This window comes from Natronorubrum halobium (assembly GCF_051351675.1).
Taxonomy (GTDB): Archaea; Halobacteriota; Halobacteria; order Halobacteriales; family Natrialbaceae; genus Natronorubrum.
In genome coordinates, this window is sequence record NZ_CP195596.1 from 383784 (window position 1) to 397934 (window position 14151).

Genomic DNA, 14151 nt, shown 5'->3' on the forward strand with positions numbered 1-14151 from the left:
ATGTCCCAACCGAAGTCGTCGGGGACCGGATGGATGTCAGCCGAAAAATCCTAGATAAGCACTACGACCGCCGATCAGAGGAGGTGAAGCTAGAGCAGCGACGCTCGTATCTCGAATCCGCGAAACTAGACTCAATCAAATCCAATTATGGCACCAAACATGAATGAAGATAGAGATGGTGGGGACAAGGGCAAAGAGCCCATTAGTCCCTCCAACGTCACGGAAGTAGTCCAGTTCAGTAGGTCAATGCTGTTCACGACCCTGAAATTCCTCACCCGAGATGACAATCAACGCGGGGCACCCCCCGTCTCCGATGAGAAGTTGGTGGAGCCCGATTATGCACCCGCACCGGCGCTCACAACGCTTGGCGACAAGCACGAGGAACACGTCATTGAGCAACTCGCCCCCATGGCTGGAGTTGTCCGCGTCTGGGAGGTCGCCGAGAACGCGCCCGACCTCTCCGGGCACCCAGACGCGGTCTGTGATCCCGACTTCGGTGACGACAAGATCATCGAGACCGTTGAGCGCGTCGCCCGCGGCGGTACCCGCGGCCCGGCCCTGCTTGTCAGTCCCGACCTCAACGGCTGGGTTGACGACTTCCCGATCAACAGCGAGGCCGACATCGTGGTCATCTGGCCGCCGAAGGCCGACGACGACACCGACGCCGCTGTCCACATTCGGGCGATGGACGTGAAAGCGGGCGAAGAGAAGCCTCACCATCAGCTTCAGGTCGTTTTTTACTCGACGATCATCAACAACATCCTCAAGGAATGGACGGACGTAGATTACGACCTCACGGCGGGCATCATTGACGGCGACACTAGCGTCGACCTTCTCGACTACGAGGAGCTGCCGTCGTTCAACCCGGCGTCCCGCCGCGAGGACATCCGGTGGTTGCTCGCCGAGGATGGCTTTCTCAACGAGGTGTTCGGCCGCGAGGACGTGCCGATGTTCGAGCTGGGGAAGGCCGCCCACGAGTCCCAGTACGGCGAGTACTTCTACATCACCGCAGTCGAGCAGCAGGACATCAGTCTTCTCGGCCTGTCGCTGCCCGAACAGATGGCCTACCGCGAGCAAGACCTGCACACGCTCAAGGACGTCGCCGCACTCGTTGAGCAACCCGAGGACCTGCGCCCCTACAATGACCTACCTGTCGTCCGCGACGGCTACGAGGACGTGGTACAGGAGCTGAATGGTGACCTACGTGTCTCCGAGAAGACGCAACTCACCGCCCAACGGGCGCAGGCCAAACTTGGTAAGCTCAATCCGTCCTGCCCGCTCGCCAACCACGAGGCGGGTTGGAAGGGAAAGGTCTGGCTGCAGGGCAGCGGCAAGGCCGACCTTCCGAACGACGATCCGCCGGACAGCTGGGACATTGACCTGCCCATCCTGCAGGACTCGCTGATCCGTGTCTACCTCAATGTGGAGATGGACTACATCAACGAGCGAGGTCTGATGCTCAGTGCCGCTGTCGACTGCGGTCGGCTCCACCCCGACGACCCCAATGACGACTACGACCCTCGTGAGAACATCATCTCGTTCTCAACGGCCGTCGACGAGATCCCGGATGACGAGAACGAGTATGCCGACATTGAGGGTGAACGTCTCGAGACGTTTGTCGAGGCCGTGTTCACGGCCATCGAACAGGTCGCTAGCGAGATCAACGTCGACAAGGAGGATACCTCGTATCACTTCTACCTGCACAGCGAAGGAGAGCGGCGTTCCCTTACGGACGCCCTGCGGCGGCACGACGACCGCTACGCCTGCCGCATCCTACGGGATGTCCTCGACCTGCGCGGCGGCATCAAGGACTCGGTGCCGCACCTAGAGCAGTCAATGGTCAGCGTTGTCCAGCCCGCGCTCATGAACCACTGCGCGTTCGCCGAGCCGGGCTACGGCATCCCGCACGCCCACGACCAAGTCGCCGGGTACGACAAGGAGTTCTGGCAGCACACACGGGCCGCGGACGACGAGACGGTCGACCTTCGTGACGAGTTCGCCTACCAGTTCATCACCCGTTCCGCCCCGGGGCGCAGGCGGACGGACGGCTCCTTCGAGTTCATCAGCGACGGCGAGGAAAGCCACGACGTCTACTATCCGACACGGGCGCGGAACCGCTCGCAACTCCCTGTCGAGTACTTCTGGGGAACCACGGACATCGACGTACCGCACGAGGAGTGGAAAGACACCGAAGAAGGCTTCGAGGGGCTCGCCAACCGCTTCGTCTGGGTCGACTCCAGCGAGGAGGAACTCCCCATCTACAAGGAGGACATCGAGGCACTCGGCGAGCGGCTCGCGCTCGCCCTCCGCGACATTGAGCGCGACCTGAAATTCTGCGAGAAAATACTCAACAAGGACAGCACTGTCGAGAAGCACCCGCTGCCGGCGAGTCTGCCACGGCTCGAAGTAGAACTAGGCGACCGCAAGAACCGGTCGCTGGCCGACTGCGGCAGTGACGTGGTCGACCTCGAACACGAGGCGTCGCTCCGTGAACTCGAACGGCGGCGCGACAAGCCCGTCCTCGAACGCATCCGCACCGGACGGGCGATCCCAGTCATTGTCGAATCCTTCGAATCGGACGCCTGCGATGTCGTCGCCGAGATGGGCTACGATCACCCCGCCCTCGACGGCGAGAACCGCGAACTCCTTGAGCAGGCCTGCCGCGTCGACGGCCCGTTCGTCATCGCCTCGAAACTCTCGACGGACTCCGGCGAACTGGCTGTCGACACCAACGAGTGGTCGGTCAGCAACGCGCCCCGATTCAGCATTGAGAACCTCGACTGGGACGCCGGCAACGTCCACCTTGAGGGAGCCAGCAAGATGTGGTGGCGCAACGATGAGTACGAACAGTGGTACCCGACGCCCCGCTTTGGCGAGCCCGCCGAGAACGGCTACGAGCGTTCCATCAACGAGGGTGACCTCCTCATGCTGGACGAGGACGGCATGACCATTGGGACCGCCCGCGCCAACCACGCGCTCAACGGCGCAGACGGCAACCAATTGTACGACCTGCTGGAGTCCATCCGCACCGGCTCGTACACCCCCGCCGATCTCGTGACGAGCGGCTTCGACGCCGCCGGCGTCGAGGACTTCCTTGACGACCTCGAGGAGGCGGCCGAGGCAAGCGACGACGATGAGTTCGTCACGCCCGACAAGAAGCAGCGGGAGTTCATCGAGACGATCGATGTCAAGCTGAGCCTCCTGCAGGGCCCGCCCCGCACGGGGAAGACGAAGGGATCGCTCGCACCGGGCTTGCTCTCCCGCGCCAGCAGCCGCCTCGTCAACGAGGAACCGTTCAATGGGCTCATCGCTGCGCCCACGCACACCGCCATTGACGAGGTACTGGACGAGACCGCCCACCTCCACGAGTGGTGCCTCAACGAAGACGTCGGTGACGTTGAGGGTGTTCAGCTCGTCCGCCTCGACAAGACCCCGTCGGACGGTGGGCACGACGACGTACGATACGTCGACACCAGCGACAGCAGCGACATGGGCTGGCTCGTCCGCACGCTCTGGACCGCCAGGCTCGACGGCGTGCGGTCGGTCATCGTGTTCGCCACGCCACAGTCCGTCTTCAAGCTCACCAAGCAACTCTACGACGGCAACGAAGCTCCGTCCGCCGCCTACAGTGCCTCGCCCCAGTTGTTCAGCTTGCTGGCCGTCGACGAGGCGTCCATGATTACGCTTCCACAGCTGTTCATGGCGAGCCCACTCATCACACAGGACGCCCAGACGGTTATCGCGGGCGACCACCGACAGATGCCGCCGGTACAGCAACGCGGGTGGATCGACGAGGATCGTACGCCCACGATCCAGTCTGCGGCGTTCCTCTCAGCGCTGAACTTCTGTCGGTACCTGCGCGGCAATGACGTCGAGCGGCTCAAGCGGCACGACCTCTTCGGTGAGGACTCGCCGGAGGCGGATGGCATCGAGTTCACGCGGCTGCAGAAGACGTATCGCTGCCACCTCGACGTCACGGAGTTTCTCCGCCGCTGGATGTACGAGCAGGACGGCATCAAGTACGTCTCCGACGTGGACTCGACGCTGGAGACCGCCGACGGCGACGTGCCCGACGCGCTACATCCCGTCTTCGAGGAGTCGCCGCTGATCCTCATCACGCACGATGATCGCGGCAGTCAGCAGCGCAACGAGACGGAGGCCAACCTCGTCAGTCGGCTCTGCGAGTTGGTGCCGGGCGAGGAGGGCGGCGGCGTCGTCACCCCGCACAACGCGCAGAAGGCCCTCATTGGGGCTCGCACCGGCGACGACGTGGACGTGGACACTGTCGAGCGGTTCCAAGGCGACGAGCGTGAGTGCATCGTTGTCTCCGCCGCCGTCAGCGCCCCCTCCTACCTCGACCTCGAGATTGACTTTATCATGAATCCGAACCGGCTCAACGTCGCGCTCTCACGGATGAAGAAAAAGCTCGTCGTGGTCGCACCCGAGTCGCTGTTCGAGCTGGTTCCGCAGGAGAAGGATGCCTATCAGGACGCCCAAATCTGGAAGGGCCTGCACGCGACAGCTACCAAAGGCGGCCCCGCCACGACCGGCGAGGGCGAGACCACGGGCACGACATTCCGTGTTTACACGTTTGACGGCTACGAGGAGGTGCTTGGCGACGACTGAGGGTAGGTGAACCATGTTACGACTGTGAAGAGGCGCCGTCACGGCGATGCCAACGGTGCGCATTAACGTCGTGGCGTTCACTCCCCGACGTCGACGAGGAACCGATCTGCGAGGTGATCGACCACCTCGAATCGGAGCACGATACGGCGGCCCACCTCGAGCGGATTCGGGAGCTGAGGAGATGCTCGAGCAGGATATGCACATACATGGCTACAAGGAGAACAACGTCCTGTTCCAGGAAGCCGAGGAACTGTTCGATGCGGAGTGATCGGTCCGAACCTGTGACGAAACGCCCGTTCTGGACCGGATTCACTCACTGGTGAGTGGCGACTACTCAGCCCTCAGTTGAGGGCGCAGTACATCCGCCCTTTATGATTATCATTAGGGCGAGGAATCCATATAATTATAAGATAAGAATTATAACAGTGATCGATTGGGATTCTGTCTCCGAATCACGGCGAACAATTCTCTAATCTACTGTCAACATGCGAATATCGGCCTCTGAGCGAGATCTACGATTAGCTCACGAATTTCACCGGAAATCGTCCTACACGCTTGAGCATTTTATTGTTAATTCGGTTTACCGGCCCTGTAACGCCGGAATCAGATTTTTGATTCGTGTTTCTATGAGTCTGTTAGGCAAACATAACCTGACATTCACATCGGGATAGCGACTATCCATAAATAATGGTATGATTACTCCACTAACTGTGAATCTCGGCGGTCGTTGACCGAGGTGATGGCTAGTCCAAGTACCGAGCGATCAACTCGCAGCAATCGTCGCGTCCGACTCCTCTGCCACCGACACGTGGTCAAGGAGTTGACAGTCTCGGGGAACGCACAGCAGCGCAGAAACCGGTCGACTCTGGTCAGGCCTCGATGCGTTCGAAGAGGGCCGCGTCAGGAGCAACCACCCCCTGAAATGACGAGCGTAGCGACATCGCAGAGGTAGGAATCTTGACTGATGTATTACAGAGGTACAACTGTAATTGCATGATCAGCGATCGGAACGTTCGATGCCTACCTTACGGCGACATCGCGCGAACCGACAGGTAGTATCGCCCACAAACCGTACTTCTATAATGCTTTATAACATTTGATGGAGGAGAATTAATAATTTTGACGGAGCTTTTCGCGTATATCGAATCAATGGAGAGCTACGTGCGGCGTCATTACTGCGACGCGTAGTTTAATTCGATCACATTGACTGTCGAGAGCAACGAGTTCTGGAGCTCACTTTCGGTATCGTCCTCCTGAAGACGATGCGCTGGACCGGAAACGCTCAACGCACCGACGACCGCTTCATCCGGCCCCATGATCGGCGCTGCAATCGTCTGCATCCGCGGTTTGTACTCCCCCCGCTCGAACGCGACGCCAGTTTCCCGGACCTTCTCAAGGTTCGTGAACAGTTCCTCGCGGTCCGTAATGGTGTTCTCCGTTTTGGCCGGCATTCCATGTCGGCCGAGGATCTCATGAACGCGTTCGTCCGGGTAGTGGGCCAGCATTGCTTTGCCCGCTCCAGAGGAATGCATCTGAAAATGCATCCCGGGGAAAGTTTCGTAATCGATGCTGCGACTGCTGAGCATCACGTCGAGGGCGATACAGAGTCCCCCCTCTTCGATCGAAAGCGTCACCAGTTCGCTGCTCGATTCCTGTGCGAGCTGTTTGACGTCGTGTCTGGCGATGTTATAGAGCGGAACGGACTTGCGGACGATGGATCCCAGTTCCAGATATCGAAGGCTTAGTCTGTACTCGCTGTCGATTTTCGTTACGTATCCGAGTTGTTGAAGGGTACTCAGATAGTCGTGAGTGACGCTCGGCGGGCGATCAACACGTTCGGCGAGTTCGGTGACGCTGATTCGACCGGACGCCTTCATCTCCTCGATGAACTCGTGCATCGTCAGGAGAGCTTTTATTGGCCGGTTCGCTGTTTCGGTCATACGCTATGATCGTTTCCAAGGGATAAATACATTCGGGATAGTCGAATTACTGGCATTCCATCTGGCCGCACCAGTTGTGGAAACGAGCGCCGTAGTTATCCGATGTCGGTCGAAGACGATTCGACCATCGCGAATGTGAAGCAGTGGTTTATCAACTGCCAGTACGAATAAAAAAGCCCGCGATACGGCCCGTTGAGGGGAATGTTTATGTACTTCGATGAAGGATGTAACGATGTCACATGGCACAAGATGCGACGCAGCTCGGACAACGTGACCAGCAACTGTCGTTGCTCGATGCTGACGTTCACCAGCGGTGGGCCGACGACGAGGAGATCGTCCAGTACTTGCCGGAACGGTACAAGGACGACGGCCTCGTTCTGCCGGCGTTGCTTTATCGCAATCCGGGCGAGTTCCTCCGGCAGGACGAGATCACCGAGGATGGAGGCAAACCGGGTAGCGATCTGGAGAAAATCGTCACCGACCATCTCGACAAGTACGATATTGACTACGCGATGCTGACGGGGAACTCGTGGTTCAACCTGGCCGCGCTGCCGAACCGCGACTACGCCGTCGAGCTCGCACGTGCGTACAACGAGTGGCTCGTCAACGACTGTCTCCCCGTCGATGATCGCTTCCTCGGCTCGCTGTACATCGCGCCGAAAGCGCCCGAAAAATCTGCCGACCTAATCCGGGAGTACGGTGATCACCCGCAGATACGGCAGGTGATACTTCCCGGCGGCGCCGAAGTCCCGTACGGGAGGCCTCAGTACTGGCCGATCTACGAGGCGGCCGAAGCGCACGACCTCGCTGTTGCCGTTCACCCCTACTCTGAGGGCCACGGCACGAGCAACCCGCCGACCGGTGCGGGAGCGCCGAATTCGTATATCGAGTGGCACACCGTTCTCGGCGCCTACTACATGGGTCAACTCGCCAGCCTCGTCACCGAAGGCGTGTTCGTCGAGTACCCTGACCTGCGGTTCGCGTTTATCGAGGGCGGATACGGCTGGGTGCCACACTTCATGTGGCGTCTCGACAAAAACTGGAAAGGGCTTCGGTCGCAGGTACCGTGGCTTGATGAGAAACCGAGCCACTACATCAGAAATAACGTCTGGTTCGCCAGCCAGCCGATCGAAGAGCCGGAACGGACCGAGCATCACAACCAGATCCTCGAGATGATGCACGCCGACGAGACCCTGATCTACGCGTCGGATTACCCCCACTGGGACGGCGATGACCCCAGTTGGGGGCTTCCACCAATGGACGAGGAGATGGAACGAGCAATCAAGGCGGAAAATGCACGGGAGTTGTGGAACCTTCCTGCCGATCCAGCGGAACTGGGTGAACCATGACCGAGAAACGATTCGAAATTTGTCCGACATCGGAACTCGAACCGGGAGACAGACGCATCGTGACGCTAGACGGCTTCTCCGTCGGCGTGTTCAACGTCAACGGCGAATACTTCGCACTCAAAAACGACTGTCCCCATCAGCGGGCGCCCCTCTGTGAGGGCAAACTGAGCGGAACGACCCGGTCGGACCGACCGGGCGAGTACGAGTGGGAGCGCGACGATCAGATCATCAGCTGTCCTTGGCACGGGTGGGAGTTCGACGTGACCACCGGCGAGTCGGTGTTCAATCCACACGAGGTAAAGACGATGACGTTCGACGCGACGACCGAGAGGGAAGTCCGTTCGGACGGCGGGGGCAGGGAAGGTCAATCCGATTCGGCCGCCTGTGACAGTTGCGGGGTCGATCTTGAGGACAACGAGCCGCCCGTGGAGACGTACGACGTCAAAGTCGAGGAGGAGCTCGTGGTGGTCTACCTATGAGCCGATCGAACTGGACGGCCGAGTTCGACCGCTTCCGCGACGAGCTAGATACCGCCGTGTTCGTCGTCGGCGCGATCCTAACGATCATCGCGATCGGACTGATCGCCGTGCAACCGGACAGAGCGTCCCAGGTATTGACCGACACCAACACCTTCCTCTGGTCGAACGTCGGTTGGGTGTACCTGTGGGCCATGTTCCTCGCGGTCATGTTCTGCCTGTGGCTGTTATTCGGACCGTGGGGACGCATCAAACTGGGCGGCGAGGACGATGAGCCCGAGTTCTCGTTTTTCCAGTTCTTCGCCATGCTGTTCTCGGCGGGGCTCTCGACGGGTCTCGTCTTCTTCGGTCCGTCGGAGGCGCTGTTCCACTACGACGCGGGGATGCCGTTCGTCGCTGCCGAAGCGGGGAGCGAATCGATCATTCCCGGTGCGGTACAGTACACGATGCTTCACTGGGGGCTCTCGCCGTGGTCGGCGTATCTGCTCGTCGGCGTGACGATCGCGTACTACGTCCACCGGAGAGGTGCTCCGATCAAACCGTCCACGATTTTCGCGCCGTTCATCGGCGTCGAGAACCTCGACAAGTGGTGGACCAAGCCGCTCGACATCATGATCGTCGTGCTCTCGGTCGGCGGCGTCGCGGTCTCGCTTGGATTTGTCGTCACCCAGTTTACCACTGGCATCACGTATAACACCGGGTTCGAGTTCTCGAATCCGATGTTACTACTGCTCACCGTCGGTCTCACAATCGGGTTCACGATCTCAGCTGCGCTCGGCGTCAACCGGGGTATTCTCCGGGTGTCGACGCTAAACGTGTGGTTGTTCGCGATTCTGCTCGGAGCGCTGTTCGTCTTCGGTCCGACAGCGTACCTCTTCCAGCTCGGCACCGAATCGGTCGGCGGTTACATCTCGAACTTCGTCCAGATGAGTCTGTACATGGACACGGCCGGAGACGGTGCGTGGGTCGGCGCCTGGACAATCTTCTACTGGGCGTGGTGGTTCTCGTTCGCACCGATGATCGGCATTTTCCTCACGCGTATCTGTCGCGGTCGAACCATCCGTCAGGTGATGTTCGCCGGCCTCGCCGGGACGACAGCCGCGTCGTTCATCTGGTTCATCGTTCTGGGCGGAACATCGATGTGGACCGAACACAGCGGCGCTGCGGACATTCTCGGTCCGGTCGGTGAACACGGAGAGGAAGTCGCTGCGTTCCCGCTGTTCGAAGCGATCATTCCGACGATGGAGATCGGCGGCACGACGCTTCCTTTCGGTGAGCTATTCGCCGGTCTCTACCTGCTGTTAGTGTTGACATTCCTCATTACGACCGTCGACTCGACGACGCTCAGTCTGGCCATCTTCACGAGCCAAGGGAACGAGAACCCGTCCACGGTGAACCGGGTCAGCTGGGGCGTTATGGTCGGACTGCTCACGTCGTTGCTTCTGATCGCCGGTGGACTCCAGGCCCTGCAGGACCTCGTCGTCCTCATCGGACTTCCGATCGCGTTCGTGCTGTTCATCTGCCTCGCCGGGATGATTATCGAACTCGAGAAGCACCACCCGGTGTTGCTGACTGACCGCGGTACGAAAGACGATACAAGCGATGAGAACACTCCGTCGCCATCAGTGAGCCTGTCCGACGGCGGTCAACCACCGTCCGAGGAGTAAGAGTTAGTTTTCACTTTTCGCGACGCGTGACACAGCCAACTACTCGCAACTCGATAAAACGGGTCGACTGAAGGCCGGCTCTCGCCGGAGATCAGTCCTGATCAGTCGGTACGTGAATAACTGGCGTCCGTGCCTGCAGGAGAACCGACTGACCGACGCTTCCGAAGAGTGCCTTTCCCGTCGGCGACCGCTTTTCCCCGGCGATCACCACGTATCGCGCCCCGATCTCGTCCGCATACCGAACGATCTCAACAGCGGGGTCGCCGACTCGGGCGGTCGGCTCGAACGTCGTCCCTGCGTTCGGTGCTGCGCGGTCGATGAGCTCGTCGACATACTCTTGAACGCGCATGTTTTCCGTGACATCGATTCCCTCCACGTCGACGTCGAGTATCTCGACGAGTTCGTTTCGCTTGAGGACGTGGAGAACGTGCACGTCTTCTTCGAGGTCCTCTGCAAGTTGCGTCGCTTCGGCGAGTACGGCCGTCGCCTTCTCGGTCGTATCGATGGCTGCTACCAACGTCATGATACCGTATTGTACCAGTACCGTCATAATTCCATCGCCGATTTTTGACAGCAGAATTACGTTTAGCCTAATGAGGAAAGCGCTGTGGTGCTGACCGCGATTTCGGCCAGGGTAGTCACGCCGGCCGATTCCTCGAAGGGGTCGATCTCGTGTACCCCTCGAGCGGAGAAGCGTAGCCAGCCTGCGAACATCATGCTAATCTGGAAAGAATCCCCCTATTCTCAATAGATCGTCTGGTGCCTGATCTCAGATCACTTCGCGCACGTAGTTAGCGGAATCGTCAATCCCGGATGAGATGCATAGAGTTAACACGGATGACCCCGATATATTGATTGCTAGTATGACCGGTAAAACAGTAGTCCTCGGAGGGTCCGGAGCCATGGCTTCCGGGTGCGTTTACGACCTGTACAAGACCTCGGATTTCGACGAAGTCGTCATCGCGGACTTCGATGAGGAAAACAGTCGTCGGTTACTCGAGATCATCGACGACGACCGATTCTCCTACGAATCGGTCGATGCGACCGACACGGACGATCTGATCCGCGTCCTCGAGGACGCCGATTACGTCGTCAACGGACTGCCGTACCAGTTCGAAGACAACGTTCTCGATGCGATCGAGGAGGTCGGTGGTATCAGCGGCGTCGATCTGAACGCGTTCGACTTCGACCAGATCCTGGACCGCTCGGACGAGTTCGCCGCTGCAGACAACGAACTCTGGTTCGCCAACGGTGGCCTCGTGAGCACGATCGCTCTCGGAATGCTGGGCTGTCAGCAGTTCGACGAAGTGGACGAAGTCAATTTCTACTGGGGAATGTTGCGGCTGTTGACGCAGACGACACCCGGGTTGACCGACACCGTGACCTACGAACACGACCCGAACGTCGACGAACGAGCGAAGTGGGTCGACGGCGCGGTCGTCAACGATCTCCCCGCGTTCAGTCAGAAACGGCAGTTCGAATTCCCATCGCCGATCGGTGAGCGAGAGACATACGTGATCTCCCATCCCGAACCGGTAACGTTCCCGAAAGCGCCGATCGCTCAGGAGACGGACATCAATAACGTCATCACGCGGGGAGTCTGGCACGACGAGTGGAAGCGGTACGAGCAGACGTTACACGCGATGAACGCGTTCGACGAGGAGAACGAGGACGTCCTCGAAACGCTTCAAGATCACGTCAAGAGCGAAGGCCAGCGCGCTGAACAGTGGGGCGATCCCGACGACCTACTCGCAGATCAGGACTGGACCCCTCAGACGATCCTCTCAGTCGAGGTCACTGGAACGGTCGACGAGCAGGAAGATACCGCGGTCTTCCATCTCGAACAGCCGTACCCGTTCTTCGACGGCAACGAAATCACGACCATGCGGGAGTACGGAATATACGTCGGCGTCCCGATGTCCGTGACGCTCCAACTGATGGCCGCAGGCGAAACCGACACCGACGGGGTATTCATCACGGAGACGAGCGGTCTCGATCCGGAACGATACTTCGAGGAGATGGAGGCTCGTGGTTTCGACCTCGTCGCCGAGTCGGTCCCCGAAGACGCTACCACACCGACGGCGTCCGACTGACTCGAACCAGAGTACGCCGCAACGCGCCGAGCGGGGCGCACTCGCTACGTCGACCACTGTGTGATGACGAATTGAGGAGGTGATCTACGGGCGGTTCCCTCGATACGTATTTCTGCGAACGGATCGACTCCTCCTTTTCTGGCTCTCTCCAGCATGGGACGTGACGATCGGTTTCGGGTCCGAGGGTATCGAACTTGTTCCTCGACGGACGGCTCCGACGGTGATCGAACCGATCCGGACAAGCTCGTAGCCGTTTGATGCCGATCGGAGTCGGACTCCAGATCCGCTGGTCGGTTGGAATGGCGAGCGGAAAGCCAGCAATTCCCAAAGAGATAAGACGGTGTCTCGAGAAATATACGTCTGCATGCCACGGACCTATAGAAACTACTGTAGCGGCGAGTGGATCGAGTCCAAAACTGGCGACACGTACCCAGTAACGAATCCAGCGGACACTGACGAGGTTGTCGGACGTTTCCAGCTGTCGTCGGCCGCCGACACGAACCGGGCGATCGAGGCCGCCGTCGACGCACAGTCGGAGTGGGCCGGGACTCCCGGACCGGAACGCGGCACCGTTCTCCGTCGAACGGCGTCGCTCCTCGAGAACCGATCTGATGAACTCACTGAGACGCTCTGTCGCGAGGAGGGGAAGACACGAGACGAGGCCGCCGGCGAAGTGCAGCGTGCGATCGACATCTTCTACTACTACGCGGAGAAGGCGCGGGACTTCGATGGGACTGTCAAACCCTCGAGCAGCACCGATTCGGAACTACATACCAAGCGCGAACCGCTCGGAACCGTTGGACTCATTACGCCGTGGAACTACCCGATCGCGATTCCGGCTTGGAAACTCGCCCCAGCCCTCGCGAGCGGGAACACCGTGATCCTCAAACCGGCCTCGGAGGCACCTGCCGTCTCGCACGCGATCGTCGACTGTCTCGACGAAGCGGGACTTCCCGCCGGCGTCGTGAACTTCGTCACCGGACCGGGTAGCGAGGTCGGGGCCGCACTGTACGACCACGAGGCCGTCGACGGGATCTCGTTCACCGGAAGCACGTCGGTCGGAACGATGGTCGCACGCGCCGCTACGGACGATCTCAAACGCGTCCAGTGCGAGATGGGCGGCAAGAATCCGACGATCGTCATGCCGAGTGCCGACGTCGACGAGGCCGCCGAAATCGTCGGCGGCGGCGCGTTTGGAACGACCGGTCAGTCCTGTACCGCTTGCTCCCGTGCGATCGTCCACGAGGACGTGTACGACGAGTTCCTCGAGTCGATCACGGCCCACGCCGAATCGATCGATGTCGGTCCTGGGCTCGAGAATCCCGGCATGGGCCCGCACGTCTCGGACGACGAACTCGAGTCGACGCTCGAGTACATCGACGTCGGTGCGAACGAAGGGGCGACCATCGAAACCGGCGGAAGTCGACTTTCGGACGGGCAGTACGACCGCGGGCACTTCGTCGAACCAACGGTATTCTCCGGCGTGACGAACGACATGCGGATCGCTCAGGAAGAGATTTTCGGGCCGGTGCTGTCAGTGATCGCGGTCTCGGACTTCGCGGAGGCGCTCGAGGTCGCAAACGACGTCGAGTTCGGGCTCTCCGCGAGCATCCTCACGCAAGATCTCACCGAGGCGAATCGGTTCGTCGACGAGATCGAAGCCGGCGTCGCGAAGGTCAACGAGAAGACGACCGGACTCGAGTTGCACGTTCCCTTCGGCGGGTACAAGAACTCCTCAACGAACACGTACCGCGAGCAGGGTGACGCCGGCCTTGACTTCTTCACGACGACGAAAACGGTCTACATGAACTACTAGTCGACGAGACGCGGGTGCCACTCGTAGCGCAACCAAAGCGGCCGAGCTATCGGTAGGCGGCGATAGGGTGGGACTCGGCTGTATGGAACGGATCGCAGCCGTGCAGATGGCCTCGCTCGAGGGCGTAGCGAATCTGTGCCTCCTCGTCGTATTTTTGTATCGGGTCGAGGTCTCGTATCGATGT

At 59.9% G+C, this 14151-nt stretch carries 9 protein-coding genes; 7 read left to right on the forward strand and 2 right to left on the reverse strand.

Translation table 11 applies throughout. The annotated features are described in order from the left end of the window. Positions 1 to 147 precede the first annotated feature (147 nt). On the forward strand, positions 148 to 4626 hold the full coding sequence (locus tag ACSFC7_RS25770; protein ID WP_436348123.1) for a DEAD/DEAH box helicase: 4479 nt from the start codon (positions 148 to 150) through the stop codon (positions 4624 to 4626). 46 nt (positions 4627 to 4672) lie between these two features. Further along, positions 4673 to 4894, forward strand: a complete 222-nt coding sequence (locus tag ACSFC7_RS25775) for a hypothetical protein (RefSeq protein ID WP_436348124.1) — start codon at positions 4673 to 4675, stop codon at positions 4892 to 4894. 904 nt (positions 4895 to 5798) lie between these two features. On the opposite strand, the gene ACSFC7_RS25780 is transcribed toward ACSFC7_RS25775, so the two are convergent. Further along, positions 5799 to 6566: an IclR family transcriptional regulator gene (locus ACSFC7_RS25780; protein ID WP_436348125.1), complete on the reverse strand. Its 768-nt coding sequence runs from the start codon at positions 6564 to 6566 to the stop codon at positions 5799 to 5801. Positions 6567 to 6805: 239 nt separating this feature from the next. Here ACSFC7_RS25780 and ACSFC7_RS25785 point away from each other — a divergent pair, with 239 nt between their 5' ends. From ACSFC7_RS25785 to ACSFC7_RS25795, 3 genes are read left to right on the forward strand one after another with little or no spacing between them, the layout of a single operon-like run. Beyond that, positions 6806 to 7915, forward strand: coding sequence for an amidohydrolase family protein (locus tag ACSFC7_RS25785; protein WP_436348127.1), 1110 nt, complete (start codon positions 6806 to 6808; stop codon positions 7913 to 7915). After that, a complete protein-coding gene (locus ACSFC7_RS25790; protein WP_436348128.1) occupies positions 7912 to 8394 on the forward strand; it encodes a Rieske (2Fe-2S) protein in 483 nt (160 codons plus the stop codon). The genes ACSFC7_RS25785 and ACSFC7_RS25790 overlap by 4 nt, the downstream gene beginning before the upstream one ends. Next, a complete protein-coding gene (locus ACSFC7_RS25795; RefSeq protein WP_436348130.1) occupies positions 8391 to 10058 on the forward strand; it encodes a BCCT family transporter in 1668 nt (555 codons plus the stop codon). The genes ACSFC7_RS25790 and ACSFC7_RS25795 overlap by 4 nt, the downstream gene beginning before the upstream one ends. A 91-nt stretch (positions 10059 to 10149) precedes the next feature. Here ACSFC7_RS25795 and ACSFC7_RS25800 read toward each other — a convergent pair whose 3' ends face one another. Next, entirely contained in the window at positions 10150 to 10581 is a 432-nt protein-coding gene (locus tag ACSFC7_RS25800; protein WP_436348131.1) for a universal stress protein, read from the reverse strand. Positions 10582 to 10921: 340 nt separating this feature from the next. Between ACSFC7_RS25800 and ACSFC7_RS25805 the strand changes: the two genes are divergently transcribed. Together ACSFC7_RS25805 and ACSFC7_RS25810 are read left to right on the forward strand one after the other, a co-directional pair. Continuing rightward, a complete protein-coding gene (locus ACSFC7_RS25805) occupies positions 10922 to 12151 on the forward strand; it encodes a saccharopine dehydrogenase family protein (RefSeq protein WP_436348132.1) in 1230 nt (409 codons plus the stop codon). A 364-nt stretch (positions 12152 to 12515) separates the two neighbouring features. Then, entirely contained in the window at positions 12516 to 13967 is a 1452-nt protein-coding gene (locus tag ACSFC7_RS25810) for an aldehyde dehydrogenase family protein (RefSeq protein WP_436348133.1), read from the forward strand. Positions 13968 to 14151: the final 184 nt, after the last annotated feature.